The 16,711-nt window shown below is 71.1% G+C and carries 16 protein-coding genes; 11 read left to right on the forward strand and 5 right to left on the reverse strand.

What is annotated here, in order from left to right; translation table 11 throughout:
- Window position 1: 1 nt before the first annotated feature.
- Both FHX46_RS27780 and FHX46_RS27785 read right to left on the reverse strand, forming a co-directional pair.
- Window positions 2–1,969, reverse strand: coding sequence for an acetoacetate--CoA ligase (locus FHX46_RS27780; RefSeq protein ID WP_313886264.1), 1,968 nt, complete (start codon window positions 1,967–1,969; stop codon window positions 2–4).
- Between the two features lie 13 nt (window positions 1,970–1,982).
- On the reverse strand, window positions 1,983–2,609 hold the full coding sequence (locus FHX46_RS27785) for a dienelactone hydrolase family protein (protein ID WP_167120778.1): 627 nt from the start codon (window positions 2,607–2,609) through the stop codon (window positions 1,983–1,985).
- Window positions 2,610–2,715: 106 nt separating this feature from the next.
- On the opposite strand from FHX46_RS27785, the gene hisC reads away from it, so the two are divergent.
- Entirely contained in the window at window positions 2,716–3,768 is a 1,053-nt protein-coding gene (gene hisC / locus FHX46_RS27790) for a histidinol-phosphate transaminase (protein WP_167120780.1), read from the forward strand.
- Here the strand turns inward: hisC and FHX46_RS27795 are convergent.
- The gene (locus tag FHX46_RS27795; RefSeq protein ID WP_167120782.1) at window positions 3,758–4,522 is read right to left on the reverse strand and encodes a sulfite exporter TauE/SafE family protein; all 765 of its coding nucleotides are present in this window, start codon (window positions 4,520–4,522) and stop codon (window positions 3,758–3,760) included. The genes hisC and FHX46_RS27795 overlap by 11 nt on opposite strands.
- A gap of 54 nt (window positions 4,523–4,576) precedes the next feature.
- Between FHX46_RS27795 and FHX46_RS27800 the strand changes: the two genes are divergently transcribed.
- The 7 genes from FHX46_RS27800 to FHX46_RS27830 all read left to right on the forward strand — a co-directional run bounded on the left by FHX46_RS27800 (window position 4,577) and on the right by FHX46_RS27830 (window position 11,458).
- The gene (locus FHX46_RS27800) at window positions 4,577–5,632 is read left to right on the forward strand and encodes an Rv2629 family ribosome hibernation factor (RefSeq protein WP_167120783.1); all 1,056 of its coding nucleotides are present in this window, start codon (window positions 4,577–4,579) and stop codon (window positions 5,630–5,632) included.
- 117 nt (window positions 5,633–5,749) lie between these two features.
- Complete coding sequence (locus FHX46_RS27805) at window positions 5,750–6,184, forward strand: ATP-binding protein (protein ID WP_167120785.1); 435 nt, start codon at window positions 5,750–5,752, stop codon at window positions 6,182–6,184.
- On the forward strand, window positions 6,181–6,987 hold the full coding sequence (locus FHX46_RS27810; protein WP_167120787.1) for a SigB/SigF/SigG family RNA polymerase sigma factor: 807 nt from the start codon (window positions 6,181–6,183) through the stop codon (window positions 6,985–6,987). The genes FHX46_RS27805 and FHX46_RS27810 overlap by 4 nt, the downstream gene beginning before the upstream one ends.
- A 41-nt stretch (window positions 6,988–7,028) precedes the next feature.
- Complete coding sequence (ligD, locus tag FHX46_RS27815; protein ID WP_167120789.1) at window positions 7,029–7,973, forward strand: non-homologous end-joining DNA ligase; 945 nt, start codon at window positions 7,029–7,031, stop codon at window positions 7,971–7,973.
- On the forward strand, window positions 7,970–8,857 hold the full coding sequence (gene ligD / locus FHX46_RS27820; protein WP_313886265.1) for a non-homologous end-joining DNA ligase: 888 nt from the start codon (window positions 7,970–7,972) through the stop codon (window positions 8,855–8,857). The genes ligD (FHX46_RS27815) and ligD (FHX46_RS27820) overlap by 4 nt, the downstream gene beginning before the upstream one ends.
- On the forward strand, window positions 8,857–9,894 hold the full coding sequence (gene ku, locus FHX46_RS27825) for a non-homologous end joining protein Ku (protein WP_167120791.1): 1,038 nt from the start codon (window positions 8,857–8,859) through the stop codon (window positions 9,892–9,894). Before ligD (FHX46_RS27820) ends, ku begins: the two co-directional genes overlap by 1 nt.
- A gap of 82 nt (window positions 9,895–9,976) precedes the next feature.
- Window positions 9,977–11,458, forward strand: coding sequence for an adenylate/guanylate cyclase domain-containing protein (locus FHX46_RS27830; RefSeq protein ID WP_167120793.1), 1,482 nt, complete (start codon window positions 9,977–9,979; stop codon window positions 11,456–11,458).
- Here FHX46_RS27830 and FHX46_RS27835 read toward each other — a convergent pair.
- On the reverse strand, window positions 11,455–12,462 hold the full coding sequence (locus FHX46_RS27835) for a beta-ketoacyl-ACP synthase III (protein ID WP_167120795.1): 1,008 nt from the start codon (window positions 12,460–12,462) through the stop codon (window positions 11,455–11,457). The two genes, FHX46_RS27830 and FHX46_RS27835, sit on opposite strands and share 4 nt — an antisense overlap.
- Before the next feature lie 119 nt (window positions 12,463–12,581).
- On the opposite strand from FHX46_RS27835, the gene FHX46_RS27840 reads away from it, so the two are divergent.
- The 3 genes from FHX46_RS27840 (at window position 12,582) to FHX46_RS27850 (ending at window position 14,763) form a co-directional block, all read left to right on the forward strand.
- Window positions 12,582–13,691 carry a winged helix DNA-binding domain-containing protein gene (locus FHX46_RS27840; RefSeq protein WP_167120797.1) on the forward strand — a complete coding sequence of 370 codons (1,110 nt, stop codon included), beginning with the start codon at window positions 12,582–12,584 and terminating at the stop codon, window positions 13,689–13,691.
- A gap of 37 nt (window positions 13,692–13,728) precedes the next feature.
- The gene (locus tag FHX46_RS27845; protein ID WP_167120799.1) at window positions 13,729–14,205 is read left to right on the forward strand and encodes an Lrp/AsnC family transcriptional regulator; all 477 of its coding nucleotides are present in this window, start codon (window positions 13,729–13,731) and stop codon (window positions 14,203–14,205) included.
- Between the two features lie 153 nt (window positions 14,206–14,358).
- Window positions 14,359–14,763: an SsgA family sporulation/cell division regulator gene (locus FHX46_RS27850; RefSeq protein WP_167120801.1), complete on the forward strand. Its 405-nt coding sequence runs from the start codon at window positions 14,359–14,361 to the stop codon at window positions 14,761–14,763.
- A gap of 1,047 nt (window positions 14,764–15,810) precedes the next feature.
- On the opposite strand, the gene FHX46_RS27855 is transcribed toward FHX46_RS27850, so the two are convergent.
- Window positions 15,811–16,470 carry a hypothetical protein gene (locus tag FHX46_RS27855; protein WP_167120802.1) on the reverse strand — a complete coding sequence of 220 codons (660 nt, stop codon included), beginning with the start codon at window positions 16,468–16,470 and terminating at the stop codon, window positions 15,811–15,813.
- Window positions 16,471–16,711 lie beyond the last annotated feature (241 nt).

The raw sequence follows: 16,711 nt of genomic DNA on the forward strand, positions 1-16,711 counted from the left end.
CTCAACTCCCCCTGGCGAGCTCCACGAACGGATCGAGTGCCGCCGGGTTGGCGAGCGCGTCCCGGCTGACCGCCCGCTCCGGCGCCACGCCGGTCAGGATTTTCTTGACCGGCACCTCACACTTCTTACCGTTCAGCGTCCGCGGGACCTCCGCCACCTCGACGAACCGATCGGGCACGTGCCGGGGCGACAGCCCGCGCCTGAGCTCCGTGCGCAGTTTCGGCTCGACCTCGGCCAGTTCCGCGCCGGGCGCCATCACCACGAAACACAGCAGTTCACCCTCCGTATTCCCCGCACGGGTGGTGTCGATGACGAGTGAGTCGGCGATTTCGTCGAAGCCCTCGACGATCCGGTAGAACTCGGCGGTGCCCATCCGCACGCCGCCGCGGTTGAGGGTGGAGTCGCTGCGGCCGTAGATCACCGCAGACCCGCGCGGCGTGATCCGGATCCAGTCGCCGTGCCGCCACACCCCGGGGTAGGTGTCGAAGTACGCCTCGCGCAGCCGCGACCCGTCCTCGTCGTTCCAGAAGAACACCGGCATCGACGGCATCGGCCGGGTCACCACGAGCTCGCCGACCTCGTCGACCACCTCGCGGCCGGCCTCGTCGAACGCGGTCACCGCGGCGCCGAGCGCCCGGCAGGACAGCTCGCCGAGCCACACCGGCACGTCCGGCGCGGCGGCGACGAACGCGGCGCACAGGTCGGTGCCGCCGGACACCGAGCAGATCTGCGCCGACCGGCCGACCTCGTCGGCGATCCACCGGAACCCGTCGTCGCTCAGCGGCGCGCCGGTGGACCCGACCGCCCGCAACGCGGACAGGTCGAAGTCGGCGCCCGGGTGCAGCTTCGCCTTGAGGCAGCTTTGGATGAACGGAGCCGACGTGCCGAAGTAGGTGATCCGCTCCTCGGCCGCCAGGCGCCACAGCGCCGTCAGGTCGGGATGCCCGGGGCTGCCGTCGTACAGCACGATCGTCGACCGCGCGAGCAGGCCGCCGAGCAGGAAGTTCCACATCATCCACCCGGTGGTGGTGAACCAGAAGAACACGTCGCCGGGCCCGAGGTCCATCTGCAGGACGGTGGCCTTGAGGTGCTCCAGCACGATGCCGCCGTGGCCCTGCACGATGCCCTTCGGCAGGCCGGTGGTGCCGGACGAGTAGAGCACCCACAGCGGGTGGTCGAACGGCACCGGCTCGTACGCCATCTCCGCGCCCGCGTGCTCGGCGAGCAACGCGTCCCAGCTCAGCGCGCCGTCCACGGTGCCGCCGCCGGCGTAGTCGATCAGCACGGTCGCGGTCAGCGACGGGATCTGCGCCCGCAGCTGGCCGACCGTCGGCCGGACGTCGAAGGACCGTCCGTTGTAGACGTAGCCGTCGACGGCGACGAGCACCTTCGGCTCGATCTGGGTGAACCGGTCGCTGATCGCGCGGACACCGAAGTCGGGCGAGCACGACGACCAGATGGCACCCAGGCTCGCGGTGGCCAGGAACGCCACCACCGTCTGCGGGCAGTTCGGTGCGAGCGCAACCACCCGGTCACCCTTGCCGACGCCGAGCGCGACCAGCGCCGACCGCGCCGCGGCCACCTGTTCGCGCAGGTCGCGGTAGGCGAGGCGGGCGGCGGCGCCGTCCTCGCGCCGGAAGACCACCGCGAGGTCGTCGGCGGCCCCGGTCAGGGCGTGCTCCGTGTAGTTGAGGGTGCCGCCGGGGAACCACCGGGCTCCGGGCATGTGGTCGCCGGCCAGCACCGCGCTGGGCGTGGCGTGCCAGCGCAGGCCGAGGAATTCGGCGGCGGCCCCCCAGAACTCCTCGAGCTGCTCGACCGAGAACCGCCACAGCTCGTCGTACCCGGCGACGTCCACGCCGCGTTCCGCACGCAGCCAGTCCCGGAAAGCCTGGATCCTGGTCGCGGCGACCCGTTCCGGGTCCGGTCGCCACAACACTTCCGGGGTGTCAGCAACGTCGGTGGTCACCCCCGGAAGCGTATTAGCGGAGGTGGGCGTCGAACCAGCTCAACGTGCGCTGCCAGGCTTCGATCGCGGCGTCCGGGTCGGCGTCGAAGCGGTGGTTGGCGCCCGGGTAGCGGACCACGTTGGTGGCCACCCGGGAGGCGGCGGCCGCCTCCCGCAGCTTCTCGACGTCGGCCGCGCTCAGCTCGTCGCCGGCGTCGCCGTAGAGGCCGAGCCACGGGCTGACCAGCTCACGGGCGATGTCGACCAGTCCCGGCTTCTCGGCCACGCCGTGCCCGCCGACGCTGACCGCTGCCCCCAGCTTGCGGTTGGCGGCGACCAGCAGCGCGGCGGTGCCGCCCAGGTCGAAGCCGACGACGCCCAGCAGGTCGGCCTGGACACCGCGGTCGACCAGCCAGGCCAGCGCGATGTCGGTGGCGGCGAGCACGGCGTCCGGGGTCGGGGTCTCCGCCAGGTGCGGCGCGGCGGCCAGCCAGCCCTCCGCGGCCAGGCTCGAGATCAGCAGCCGCACCCCGTCGCTGACGCCGCCGACCTCGTGCAACACCACGAGTCCGCCCCGCACCACGTTCTCGGGTTCGGCGTAGGTCAGGTCGATCACGCGGCCGTCGTCACGTGCGTAGTGCTCGGTGTGCGTCTGGGTCATCGTGCTACTCAACCACTCCTGGGTGAACGAGAGTCAACAACAATCCTCTCGGCGTGGCCGGGATAACGTGGCAGGATCGCGGTTCGACCCCGAAGGAGTGCCAGTCATGTCCGTGCCCACCCGCCCCGATCTCGGCTCGTTGCCCGCCTACGTGGCCGGGCGGACGGTGCCGGGCGCGATCAAGCTCGCGAGCAACGAGTGCCCCGGCGGCCCGCTGCCGAGCGTGCGGTCCGCGATCGCCGAGGCCGCCGCGGACGTGCACCGCTACCCGGACATGGGGGTGAGCGCGCTGGCGGACCGGCTGGCGCGCAAGTACGACTTCCCGGTGGAGCGCGTCGCGGTGGGTTGCGGGTCGGTCGCGCTGTGCCAGCAGCTCGTGCAGGCCCTGTGCGCGCCCGGTGACGAGGTGCTCTTCGCGTGGCGCTCGTTCGAGGCCTACCCGATCGTGACGCAGATCGCGGGCGCCACGTCGGTCAAGGTGCCCCTGGACGCGGCGCACACCCACGACCTGGACGCGATGCTCGCCGCCATCACGCCCCGGACGAAGCTGGTGTTCGTCTGCAACCCGAACAACCCGTCCGGTACCGCGGTTCGCCGGGCCGACCTGGTCCGGTTCCTCGACCAGGTGCCGCCGCACGTGGTCGTGGCGCTGGACGAGGCGTACCGCGAGTTCGTCACCGACCCGGACGTGCCGGACGGCATGGAGTTCGCCCGGACGCGGGACAACGTCGTGGTGCTGCGGACCTTCTCCAAGGCGTACGGCCTGGCCGGGCTGCGCGTCGGATACCTGGTCGGCCCGGCCGAGCTGGCCGAGGTGGTGCGCCGGGTCTACATCCCGTTCAGCGTGAACTCGCTGGCGCAGGTCGCCGCGCTGGCCTCGCTCGACGCCGAGGGCGAGATGCGCGAACGCTGCGCCGGGATCATCGCCGAGCGGCAGCGCGTCGCGGACGAACTGCTCGCCCTCGGCTTCGAGGTGCCCGAGACGCACGCCAACTTCGTGTGGCTGCCGCTGCGCGAGAAGGCGCTCGACTTCGCCGAGCACGCGCTCGCGAACAAGGTCGTGGTGCGCGCGTTCGCCGGTGACGGCGTGCGGGTGACGATCAGCACCCGCGAGGAGAACGACGTGTTCCTGCAGGCGGCGCGAAGCTTCACCGGTTGAGCACCAGCTGCACGATCGCGGCGATGCCGACCACGACGATCACGCCGCGCAGCACCGGCGCGGGCAGCCGGCGCCCGATCGTGGCGCCGAGCTGCCCGCCGACCGTGGACCCGACGGCGAGCAGCCCGATCACCGGCCAGCTGACCGGCGCGATGAACGCGTAGACCAGTCCGGCGACGACGTTCACCACGGCAGCCAGCACGTTCTTGATGCCGTTGAGCCGCTGCAGCGGATCGGTGAGCAGCATGCCCATGAACGCCATCAGCATGACGCCCTGCGCCGCGGTGAAGTACCCGCCGTAGATGCCCACGAGGAAGATCAGGACCAGCACGAGAGCGCCGTGCGACCGGCCGCCGGACCCGGACTCGCGCCGCCGGGTCACCCACGCCGACACCCGGGGCTGGATGATGACCAGCACCACGGCGAGCCCGACCAGTACCGGCACAATCGTCTCGAAGGTGTTGGGCGGCAAGGAAAGCAGCAGCGCCGTGCCGCACACCGCGCCGATCGCCGACGGGATCGCGTACCGGATCACCCGCCGGCGCTGCCCGGTCAGCTCGCGCCGGTAGCCGATGGCTCCGCTGATCGTGCCGGGCGCGAGCCCGATGGCGTTCGACGTCGTCGCGGTCACCGGCGGATAACCGAGCGCCACGAGGACCGGGAACGTGACCAGCGTGCCCGATCCGACGACCGCGTTGATCGTGCCCGCCCACAGGCCGGCCAGGAACACGACCAGCGCTTGCCACCACTGCATTCCCCCATGAAACCCCGGCGTTTCGGGGCGAGTGCAGCCGGGTAAGAAGCGGGCATGGACACGACGACGCTGCGCCCGCTCGTGACCGCCACCGGCCCGTTCACGTCCGTCTACTTCGAGGATTCGCACGACACCGCGGACGCCGAGAAGCAGCTGGAGCTGAAGTGGCGCGAGCTCAAGGACGCGCTGACCGCGCAGCACGCCCCGGACGGTGCCGTGAGCGCGCTGGAGGCCGCGATCCTCGACGGTCCGCGCGCCACCGGCCGGAGCGGGCGCGCGCTGCTGGCCGCCGGCGCGGAGGTCCTGGTCGACGAGCAGCTCGCGAGCCCGCCCGCGACGACCATCGCCCGTGTCTCCGACCTGCCCTACCTGCTGCCGCTGGCGCGGTACGGCGAGCTGGCCCTGCCGCACGTGGTCGGCCAGGTCGACCAGGTGGGCGCCGACATCCGCGCCTACGACGAACACGGGAACCAAACGGTGGCCGAAGAGCTCACCGGGCAGGACCACCCGGTGCACAAGACCCGCGGCGGTGGCGAGGCGCACCACCGCATGCAGCACCGCACCGAGGAGGTCCGGCACCAGAACGTGACCGAGATCGCCCACGCCATCGCCCGGTTGGCCGAACGCACCCGGGCCCAGCTGATCGTGGTGGCGGGCGAGGTGCAGGGCCGCAAGGCCGTGATCGAGGAACTGCCTGCGGCGGCGAAGTCGATCGCCCGGGAGGCCACGCACTCCGACGTGGCCGACGAACTCGCCGAAGCCGTCCGGCACAGCCGCGCCGACGACGTCGTGCGGCGCTTCCGCGGCGCGCTGAACCAGCCGGACGGCCTTGCCGTGCAAGGACTCGAGGCGGTGACGGCCGCGCTGCGCGAGGCCAATGTGGAGACCCTGCTCGTCGGCGACCCCGGCGCGGACACGGTGTGCACGGGAGCGACCCCGGCGCAGATCGCGCTGGGCGAAGAGGAACTGCGGGCCTACGGTGCGACGGAGATCCACCGGTGCCGGGCCGACGAGGCGGTGCCGGCCGCGGCGGTCGCCGTGGACGCGGACCTGATGCACGTCCACGAGGAGCTCGTGGAAGGATTCGGCGCAATCCTGCGCCACCGGTGAGGAGACAGTTATCAACGCAGCTACACAAAGCTTCCGGACGGTAACCGTACCGAGCGAACTTCCCTCGTTCGAGGCATGATGGTCCCGAAGCAACACTCGAACGACGGTGAGGTGAACGTGACGGACTGGGAGCCACCGTCCTTGCGCGCGCAGAACGAAATCGAACTCTGGCTCGGTGCCGACCTGGCGCACCTGCCGATCGTCCGGTCGGTGGTGGCGACGCTGGCCACGCGGGCCGACTTCGACCTGGACTCGATCGCGGACCTGCGGCTCGCCGTGGACGAGGCGTGCTCGACCCTGATCACCCGGGCACTGCCGGATTCCACCATGCGCTGCCGCTTCGTGGTCGAGGACGACGAACTGCGTTTCCAGGGCACGGTGCTGTCCGGCAGCGACAGCGCGCCGAGCACCAAGTCGTTCGGCTGGCGGGTCCTGAGCACGCTCACGGACTCCGTCGACACGCACGTGAAATCGAACGGCCAAGGCCACCAGGTGGACATCGAACTCGCCAAGCGACGCGTCGTCGTGGACGTCCCAGGGGCAGGCGCGTGACCGGTTCCCGGACCGAGCAGACACAACCCACATCGTCGAACGAATACGGGCACCTCACCCCGCTGTTCGACGAGCTGGCGGGCCTGCCGGCCGACGATCCCCGGCGCGCCGAGCTGCGCGACGAGCTCGTCACGGGCCACCTGCCCCTGGCCGAGCACATCGCGCAACGGTTCTCCGGGCGCGGGGTGGCGAAGGAGGACCTGGTCCAGGTCGCCACGGTCGGGCTGATCAACGCGGTGGACCGGTTCGACCCCAGCCGCGGATCGGACTTCCTGTCCTTCGCCGTGCCCACCGTGATGGGCGAAGTGCGCCGGCACTTCCGGGACACCGGCTGGCTGGTGCGGGTGCCGCGCCGGCTCAAGGAGCTGCACCTGTCGATCTCCAGCGCGAGCACCGAGCTCGCGCAGCGGCTGGGCCGCGCGCCCACGCCGAGCGAGATCGCCGCGCACCTCGGCGTCAGCCAGGACGAGGTCTACGAGGGGCTGGAGGCGGGCAACGCCTACCACTCGATGTCGCTGGACGAGGTGCTGTCCGGGGACACCGAGAACCTCGCGCTCGGCGACACGCTGGGCGAGGAGGACGCGGGCCTGGCGGGTGTGGAGAACCACGAGGCGCTGCTGCCGCTGATCCAGGACCTGCCCGAACGGGAACGCAAGATCCTCGGCCTGCGGTTCGTGCACAACATGACCCAGACCCAGATCGCGGAGCGGATCGGCGTGTCGCAGATGCACGTGTCCCGGCTGCTCGCGCGCACCCTGCAACGGTTGCGCGATGGCCTCACCGAGTCGGACGGCGAGCTCTGACCTGCGGTTTTGCCCACCGCTTCGCAGGGTAACCGCCGATTATGGCAGATCCCGGGTGGCGCGCGCCGATGCTGGCGACGCTGACCCAGCAGCCGTTCTCCCGAGAGAACTGGCTGTTCGAGCGCAAGCTCGACGGGGTCCGCGCGATCTGCGCACGGGACGGGAGCGACCCGGTGCTGTGGTCGCGCAACCACAACGACATCAGTTCCGGTTACCCGGAGCTCGGGGAGGCGCTCGCGGATCGCGGCGCCTCCTCCTTCGTCGCCGACGGTGAGATCGTCGCGTTCGACGGCAACCAGACCAGCTTCGCGCGGCTGCAGCAGCGCATCCACCTCACCGACCGGCGGCGCATCGAGGCCACCGGGGTCGCGGTGTACCTGTACCTGTTCGACCTGCTGGCCTTCGACGGCCAGGACACCACGAGCCTGCCGCTGCGGCAGCGCAAGCAGCTGTTGCGCAGGGCGTTCGACTGGGGCGGGCCGCTGCGGTACGCCAACCACCGCAACACCTCGGGCGAGGAGTACTTCGGCTACGCCTGTGCGCACGGCTGGGAGGGCGTGATCGCCAAGCGTGCCGACGCGCCGTACCGGTCCGGGCGGACGACCGAGTGGCTGAAGTTCAAGCGCGTCAAGGAGCAGGAGTTCGTCGTCGGTGGGTTCAGCGCTCCGGGTGGCGCGCGGACCGGCTTCGGGGCGCTGCTCGTCGGGTACCACGAACGTGGCCGGTTGCGGTACGCGGGCAAGGTCGGCGCCGGCTACACCGAGACCACGCTGCGGGAACTGATCGAGCGCCTCACCGCGCTCGAGCGCCCGCGGTCGCCGTTCGGCGAGCGGGTGCCCGAGCGCGGGCCGCGCTGGGTCGCTCCGGAACTGGTCGTGCAGGTCCGGTTCTCCGAGTGGACCGGCGACGGCAAGCTGCGGCATCCCCGGTTCCTCGGTGTGCGGGACGACAAACCGGCTGCCGAGGTCGTCCGGGAGCAGCCGTGAACCCCGCGGACATCGAGGTGTCCCGGCCCGGGAAGGTGTTCTACCCGGACGGGCCGGTGACCAAGGGCGACGTGGTGGCCTACTACCGGCGCGTGGCCGACGTGATGGTGCCGCACCTGCGGGGCCGTCCCCTGACGCTGCGCCGGTTCCCGGACGGCATCGGCGGCGACGGCTGGTTCCAGAAGGAGGCGCCGGACTGGTTCCCGGACTGGATCCGGGTCGAGTCCGTGCCCACGCGCGACGGCGGCTCGGTGCACCACGTGGTCTGCGACGACGCCGCGACGCTGGTGTACCTGGCGAACCAGGCGGTGCTGGAGTTCCACGTCTGGACCTCGACGGTGGACGAGCCCGGCCGTCCGGACCTGGTGGTGATCGACCTGGACCCGCCCGCGGGGGTGGGAGTCGCTGAGCTGCGCGGGGTCGCACGCCACGCCCGGGACGTGCTCGGCTCGCTCGGGCTCACGGCGTTCGTGCAGACGACCGGCGGGCGCGGGTTCCACGTGGTGGCGCCGCTGGACCGCACGAGCGACCACGAGGTGGTGCTCTCCTTCGCCCGCGAGGTGGCGGATTTCCTGGCGGCCGAGGATCCGGCGCGACTGACCACCCAGCAGCGCAAGAGCAACCGCGGCGACCGGATCTTCCTGGACGTCAACCGCAACGGCTACGCCCAGACGTTCGTGGCGCCGTACTCGCTGCGGGCCCGGCCCGGAGCGGCGGTCGCCACGCCGGTGGACTGGGCGGAGCTGGGCCGGGCCGCGCCGGACGGGTTCGACCTGCGGCGGGTGCCGCGAAGGCTGGCGCGCAAAGCCGATCCGTGGCGGGATCTGGGTGTTCGGGCGGGTTCGGCGGCGAAGGCACTGGACCGGCTGACTCGGGAGGCGTGATGGTGCGGGCGATCTGGAGCGGTGCGATCAACTTCGGGCTGGTGACGGTGCCGGTCGAGTTGTACTCGGCCACCGAGGACCACACGGTGCACTTCCGGCAGTTCGAGCGGGGGACGTCGGACCGGATCCGGTACAAGCGCGTCAACGAGCGGACCGGCGAGGAGGTGCCCTACGAGGACATCGTGAAGGGCTACGACCTCGGCGACGGCGACTACGTGCTGGTCGAGCAGGAGGAGCTGGACCAGATCGCGCCAGGGCGATCGCGGTCGATCGACATCGAATCGTTCGTGGACCTGGGCGAGATCGATCCGCTGTACTTCCAGAAGAGCTACTGGCTCGCGCCGACCAAGGAGGAGTTCGGCCGCGCGTACGGGCTGCTGATGCAGGCGATGGCGGAGACGAACAAGGCCGGCATCGCGCGGTTCGTGATGCGCGGCAAGGAGCACATCGCGGCGGTCCGCGCGGGCAACGGTGTGCTGGTACTGGACACGCTGCTGTTCGCCGAGGACGTGCGGGACCCGGCGAAGGAGTTGACGAAGCTGCCGGAAAAGGCTTCCCCGCGCGGGCGCGAACTCGAGATGGCGATCGCGCTGGTGGACTCGATGGCCGACGACTGGCGCCCGGACGACTACCACGACCAGTACAACGAGCGGGTGCTCAAGCTGATCGACGACAAGAAGGCCGGGCGCACGGTGAGCGTCGAGGAGCCGCCGTCGGAGCCGACGAAGGTGGTCGACCTGTTCGAAGCGCTGTCCCGCAGCGTCGAGCGCCGGAAGGGTTCCGCTGGTTCGTCCCGGTCGTCCGCGGAGTCGCGCAAGAACACCGGATCGAGCAAGCGTTCGGAGCCGGGCACGGGTTCGGGTAAGCGGAGTTCCCGGAAGCCCGCCGAGCCCGACCTGTCGTCGCTGAGCAAGGCCGAGCTGGACCGGCTGGCCCGGGAGCTCGACATCAAGGGCCGGTCCAAACTCAACCGCGCCGAGCTGGAAAAAGCCGTCCGGGACGCCCGCCCGGGCCGGTCCCGCAAACGCGCCTCCTGACAGCGTCGGCGGGCCGTTCCAGCAACCACTGCCGGCCCGGCGGCAACGCCCACCCCGCCGCGGGGGCAATACGATCACCACCGTGCCGAAGTTCGCCCAGCTCGCGAAGTTCCGCGTGGCGCTGCGCACCGGGCTGGGGTTCGTGACACTCGGCGTCGGGTCGAGTGTCTGCGGCGCGGCGGCCGTCGGGCTGTTGCTGTTCCTCCAGGGCATCCCCGCGGACACGGGTGACCGCAACTGGGTCCTGCTCAGCTGTGCGGGCGCGTACGTGCTGCTCTCGGTGCTCGTCGGCTCGGCGTGGTCGGCGATCCTGCACCGCCGTACCGCGGTGTGGTTCGTCCAGAGCCGCCGCCCCACGCCGCCGGAAGCACGCCGCGCGCTGCGGCTGCCCCGTGACCTCGCGCTGGTCAGCGGCAGCCTGTGGCTCGGCGGCACGATCATCCTGGGCTCGCTCACCAGCCTCCTCGGGTCCGTCCTGGACACCGTGGGGGTGACGCTCGCCGTCGGGCTCGGCGGACTGCTCACCGTCGGACTGATGTACCTGGCCGCGGAATGGGTCGCGCGCCCGATCCTGATCCTCGCGCTCGAGGTGAGCCCGCCGCGGAACGCGGTGTCGGTGAGCGTCCTGTCCCGGCTCGTGATCACCTGGGCGGTGGCGAGCGGTGTCCCGCTGCTCGGTGTGCTGATCGTCGCCGCGCCTCCGAACATCGGCAAGGCCGACCAGACCGCGAGCCTGATCATGCTCTCGATCGTCGGCCTGCTCTCCGGCGCGATCGGCACGGCGCTCCTGGCCCGGGCGGTCGCCGCTCCGCTGCACCGGTTGCGGATGGCCGTCGGGCTCATCACACGCGGGCGCAAGGACGTCACCGTCCGGGTCGACGACGCGAGCGAGATCGGCTCGCTCCAGGTGTCGGTGAACACCATGGTCGCGGGGCTGCGGGAACAGGACCGGTTGCGGGACCTGTTCGGGCGGCACGTCGGCATGGACGTCGCCCGGCACGCGCTCGAACACGGCGTGTCCCTGAGCGGCGACGTGCGGGAGGTCGCGGCGTTGTTCGTCGACGTCGTCGATTCCACCGCCCTGGCCTACCGGCTGCCGCCCGAGGAGATCGTCCGCAAGCTCAACCGGTTGTTCGACAGCGTGGTGTCGGCGGTCGACGCGCGGGGCGGGCTGGTGAACAAGTTCCAGGGCGACGCCGCGTTGTGCGTGTTCGGCGCGCCGACCCGGTTGGCGGACCCGGCCACCGCCGCGCTGTCCGCGGCGCGCGCCATCCGGGACGCCGTGTGCGAGGAGGGCGAGCTGGACCTCGGCATCGGCGTCGCCTGGGGTCCGGTGTTCGCCGGGCAGCTCGGCAGCCGCAGCCGCCTGGAGTACACGGTCATCGGCGACGCGGTGAACGAAGCCGCGCGGCTGACCGAGCACGCGAAACACGTGTCCGGCCGCATCCTCGCCAGCGACACGATCCGGTCGCAGGCGTCACCGGGCGAGCAGGCGCAGTGGTCCCGGCACGAGGCGATCCAGCTCCGCGGCCGGGACACGCCCACGGAGACCTGGACGAACTAGGCGTCCCCGCCCGGCTTGACGTCGGGCCAGGTCAGGAGCGTGGAGCCCCAGGTGAGCCCGGCGCCGAACGCCGTCAGCAGGACGCGGTGCCCGGGCTCGAGGTGGCCGTCGTGGCACGCGTCGGCCAGCGCGAGCGGAATCGACGCCGCGCTCGTGTTGCCGACCCGCTCGATGTTGGCCACCACCCGGTCGCCGGCCATCCCGAGCTGCTTCGCGGTGGCCTGCAGGATGCGGATGTTGGCCTGGTGCCCGACGAACCGGTCCACGTCCGCGACAGCGAGCCCGGACCGGTCCAGTACGGCACGCGCGGACTCGGCCATGCGGGCGCAGGCGTGCCGGAACACCGCGGTGCCCTGCATCGTCAGGTAGTGGTCGTCGGGATCGTCGGACCGGCGCTGTTTGGCGCCCCCGGCGGGAACGATCAGCAGGTCGGCGTGCTCCCCTTCGCTGTGCAGGTCGAACGGCCCCAGTGCGCCCGGCTCGCCGGCGGTCCCGGCACGCAGGACCACGGCGCCGGCACCGTCGCCGAAGATCGGGACCGTGGTGCGGTCGTCCGGACGGCAATAGCGGCTGAAAGCGTCCGCGCCGACGACGAGCACCCGGCCGGCCATCCCGCCGGAGATCAGGCCAGCCGCAGTGGCCAGGGCGTAGATGAAGCCGCTGCAGACCGCGTTGACGTCGAACGCGGCGACGCCGCTGAGCCCCAGCGCCGAGGCGACCTGCGGAGCGCTGGCCGGGCAGAGCTGGTCGGGTGTGGCGGTCGCGAGCACGACCGCGTCGACCAGCTCGGAATCGGCGCTGCGCAAGGCGTTGCGGCCGGCGGCGACAGCCATGTCCACAGTGGACGTGTCAGGGTCGGCGATGCGGCGTTCCCGGATGCCGGTCCGGGTGCGGATCCACTCGTCGGAGGTGTCGAGATGCCGGGCGAGGTCGTCGTTGTCCACCACCCGCGGCGGCAGCCAGGCTCCCAGGCCGGCAAGGACCGCGTGGTGTCCTTCATGCATGGAACACTTGTAGGGGCTACCCCTGGGTAGACCGGTCAGTTGTGTTCCAGGTCACATAATTGGGGCACGGAAGGACTACGCGGACCAGAACTGTCACCGGTACGTTCTAGGGTTCGCCCATGCCGGAGACACTGAGCCCGCGGGCCTTGAACCGGGCTCTTCTCGCTCGTCAACTGCTGCTGCGCCGGTCGAAGGTCACGCCACTCGAGGCCGTCCGCCACCTGTGCGGGTTGCAGGCGCAGGCCCCGTGGCCACCGTATTACGGGTTGTGGTCGCGGTTGCACGGTTTCCGGCCGGAGCAGCTCGGCCGGCTCCTGCTGGACCGGCAGGTGGTCCGGATCGCCGTGATGCGGGGGACGGTGCACCTGGTGACGGCGGAGGACTGCCTGTGGTTGCGGCCGTGTGTGCAGCGGCTGTTCGACCGGGATGTGGCCACGAACGCCAGCTATGCGAAGGCGCTGGCCCCGCTCGACCTCCAGGCGGTCGCGCAGCGGGCGCGTGCTGTGCTGGCCGGGGAGCCGCTGACCCCGTCGGCGCTGGGCAAGGCGCTCGCGGTGCACTGGCCGGACACGCCACCGGCGGCGCTCGCGCACGCGGCCCGCGGCCTGCTGCCGCTGGTCCAGGTCCCGCCGCGGGCGGTGTGGGGGCGCAGCGGGCGGACGGCGCTGACCACGGCGGAGGACTGGCTGGGCCGGGCGCTGGACCGGACCGCGTCGCTGGACGATCTGGTGGTGCGTTACCTGGCGGCGTTCGGGCCGGCGAGTGTCGCGGATGTGCAGGCGTGGAGTGGGCTGACCCGGTTGGGCGAGGTGGTGGAGCGGTTGCGTCCCCGGCTGCGTGTCTTCCGGACCGAGCAGGGCCGGGAGGTGTTCGACCTGCCGGAGGCACCGCGCCCGGATCCGGCGACCCCGGCGCCGCCGCGGTTCATCGCGGAGTTCGACAACCTGCTGCTCGGGCACGCCGACCGGAGCCGGGTGCTGTCGGAGGATGCGCGCAAGCGGGTCTTCCACGCCCCGAACGGGGTGCTTCCCGGGACGGTCCTGGTCGACGGGATGGTGGGCGGCGTGTGGCGCATCCACCGTTCTCCCGGCGCGGCGAGGCTGGAGATCGAGCCGTTCCGGCGGATCTCCACAAAGGACCGGGAGGCGCTGGAGAGCGCGGGGGCGCGACTGGTGCGTTTCGCTGCCGGCGAAGACGCCCGGGACATCCGCTTCGTGCCGGTCGCGTGAGCCGCGTCGCACGGCAACGGTTGGTTACGATGCGGTGGTGCCCGCCCCTGACCTGGACAAACTCGACTACCAGATTCTGAGCCGCTTGCAGGACGACTCGCGCACGATCGCGGAGGCGATCGGCGCCGAGGTGGGCCTCTCGGCTGCCGCGGTTCAGCGCCGGATCAAGCGGCTGCGGCAGGCCGGGGTGATCTCCCGCGAGGTGGCGGTGATCGAGCCGTCGGCGGTCGGGGTGGCTATGACCTTCATCGTGATGGTGGAGATGGAGCGCGAGCAGCGGGAGGTGCTGGACGCGTTCCGGAAGCAGGCGATCGCTGACTCCGCTGTGCAACAGTGCTACTACGTTACGGGGTCGGCGGACTTCATCCTGGTCGTGCAGTGCCGGGACATGGGTGAGTTCGAGGCGTTCACGCGCCGCATGTTCTTCGACAACGGTGAGGTGCGGCACTTCACCACCAGCGTCGCCATGGAACGCGTCAAGGTGGGCCTCAGTGTTCCCCTGAACGGCGGCTGATCGGGTGGTGCGCACGTGTTACAGGTTCCGGGGGTATTGCAGCCGATCGCGTGAAAGTCGCCGGGCAGGCATCATTTTCCGTCGCCGCTCACATCTCATCGCTGTCCGACCCGTTCGCGCCGGAGCGCGAACCCCGACCGCGAGAGGTGGCACGTGAACACCGATACCGTCACCCAGAGCCAGTTCGTGTCGCTCAACGGCTCCAGTGCTCCAGTCCTGTCTCGACTGTCGTACGTGGCGAGCGAGCCGTTTGCCGTCAACATCGCGTTCCGCACGGAGCACGGCCACTGGGTGGAGTGGACGTTCGCGCGGGAGTTGCTCGTCACGGGGCTGCGTGAGCGCTCCGGTATCGGAGATGTGCGCGTGCGTCCGGACCTCTCGGCGGACGAGGGCATCCTGATCCTCGAGATCGAGTCCCCCGACGGCTACGCCTTGGTGGAAGTCGAGCGCGAGGACGTGGAGCGCTTCCTGGACGCCGCCACCGAGCTCGTCCCGGTGGGCGCGGAGAGCGACTACTTCGACGTCGACGCCTTCATCGACGAGATCACCAACGTCTGACCCGGCCGCCGCTCCACCGGCGCGCCGGCCGGGACGTCACGCTCGCTCGCTGGTTCAGCACGTCGCCCTTGAGCCTCGGTCCGGCACGCCACCCCCGAGCGCTGGTCCCGGTACATCTGCACCCGAGCACCGGTCCGGCACACCACTCCCACACACCAGTCCGCACGTCGCCCTCAGGCGTCGGTACGGCAAGCCACACCGAGCGCCGGCTCGGCAGGCCTGCTCAGGCACCAGTCCGGCACGTCGCCTCGGGCCCCGGTCCGGCGCGCCACCCCGGAGCGCTGGTCCGGCAGCCCATGCTCAAGCACTACTCCGGACGTCGCCTCGGGCCTCAGCCTGCCGCGCCACACCCGAGCGCTGGTCCGGCAGACCACGTTCAAGCACTACTCCGGCACCTCGCGTCGGGTCTCGGCCCGGCGCGCCACCCCGGAGCGCTGGTCCGGCAGGTCACGTGCGCGCGACGTCGTAACTGCTCGAGCGCTGGTCCGGCATCGCACGATGCGCGGCACCGGATGGCACGCGAACCATCGCCGGATGGAACCAAAGACCGACGCATCGGGCGCTCACCCTGACCGCCCAGGACCCCGTCCGATCGCGGCCTCGCATCCACTACCGGGTGCCCGTTCGGTACCGGCCAGAGCGCCGCACGCGAATCACGAGTTCCCCGGGCACATCCGGCCCGATCGGCGCCCGGCAGCTACCACCAGGTGTCCGCCCGGTACCGGCCAAAGCCCCGGCGGGACGCACCCGAGCACCAGCGGCGCTCGGCCGTACTGTGCCGTCACGAATCCGGGGCGCGCCGGGCGCATGTGGCGCGATCAGTACGCCGCTGATCCACCATGAGCCAAGCGCCAGCCGCGGTCCACCAGGCTCGGCCCGAGCCGGGCCTGGAGCCTGCCTGAAGCCACGCGCGACGTTGCCGGCCAGCGGCTCGTGGGATACAGCCTGGAGACGCGGGAACGTCAGGCCCACCCCGTCGTTGGTCATGGTGCGCTTGATTGCGTTCAGCTACCTCGCCGGTGCGTTTGGTAACACCTGGGCGGTACCTCAGCGCCCGAACGGACCGAAAGACCTCAGCGTCCGGTCCAGTTGCCGGTCGCCACTCGACCCGGCCCGCGTCCACACGTCGAACAAGTGCTTGATCTGATCGTCGAGCGTCTGCGGGATCCGTTTGTCGTGCGGAGTGGTGGTTTCCTCGACCGGATCGACCCGCGGTTCCGGCCGGTCGGAGCTCGACGTCGTGGTGGGGGCGACCCTCTTCTGTGCCCGCGGGGTCGTCCCCGTCGTCGACGGCGGCACCGTCGTCGGCCGGGTGGTCGACGTCGGCAGCTGCGGAGCAGAGCTCGCGCTGGGAGCCGGCTGTACCGGCTCGGCCGGCCGATCTTCCGGCACGGCCCCTGCTGCGACCGCCGGCATCGGGTCCGGGTCGTCGGCGAAGCCGAACGTGTCACCACCCACCCAGCCGACGCCCATCAGCACGACGGCGGCAGCAGCCACGATCAGATTGCGCCGGCCCCGGCGGAGCAACCTACGCTCCTCGCGCGCCCGCGCCTTCTCGACCGTCTGCCACGGAAACGCGAGCTCGAGCTGACCGGGCACCGCTGGCAGATCGACGACCGTCGGATGGCAGTCCCGGGACCGCTCGACCGGCTTCGGCGCGCTGGCGGCGATGATGCCCGTGCGGTCTGCCAGCTGCACGCTCCGCACGAGGTCGTTCGACCTGTCACGCAGAACTGTGCGCGCCATCAACACTCTCCATCGGCATGGCGTGGCCCTTCCCCAGTACTTTCGCCGCTCTCGCCTGACGTCACTCGACCCCCCTCAGAGTCGGCTGCGGCTGAGCCAAAAGCTACCAGCGCGATGACTTCTCAGATGCCGACAGACTCTCTCTTTCCCCGATCATGGAAAAAGACAACTCCATCGGGTGATGATCAAGCAGCGGATCGTG

The sequence above is a fragment of the Amycolatopsis viridis genome, assembly GCF_011758765.1.
Classification (GTDB): domain Bacteria; phylum Actinomycetota; class Actinomycetes; order Mycobacteriales; family Pseudonocardiaceae; genus Amycolatopsis_E; species Amycolatopsis_E viridis.

Coding starts and splice junctions, on each gene's coding strand:
- FHX46_RS27785 (WP_167120778.1), bottom strand. CDS start 2,609: ATGACCCAGACGCACACCGAGCACTACGCACGTGACGACGGCCGCGTG.
- ligD (WP_167120789.1), top strand. CDS start 7,029: ATGGCAGATCCCGGGTGGCGCGCGCCGATGCTGGCGACGCTGACCCAG.
- FHX46_RS27795 (WP_167120782.1), bottom strand. CDS start 4,522: ATGCAGTGGTGGCAAGCGCTGGTCGTGTTCCTGGCCGGCCTGTGGGCG.
- ku (WP_167120791.1), top strand. CDS start 8,857: ATGGTGCGGGCGATCTGGAGCGGTGCGATCAACTTCGGGCTGGTGACG.
- FHX46_RS27840 (WP_167120797.1), top strand. CDS start 12,582: ATGCCGGAGACACTGAGCCCGCGGGCCTTGAACCGGGCTCTTCTCGCT.
- hisC (WP_167120780.1), top strand. CDS start 2,716: ATGTCCGTGCCCACCCGCCCCGATCTCGGCTCGTTGCCCGCCTACGTG.
- FHX46_RS27800 (WP_167120783.1), top strand. CDS start 4,577: ATGGACACGACGACGCTGCGCCCGCTCGTGACCGCCACCGGCCCGTTC.
- FHX46_RS27835 (WP_167120795.1), bottom strand. CDS start 12,462: ATGCATGAAGGACACCACGCGGTCCTTGCCGGCCTGGGAGCCTGGCTG.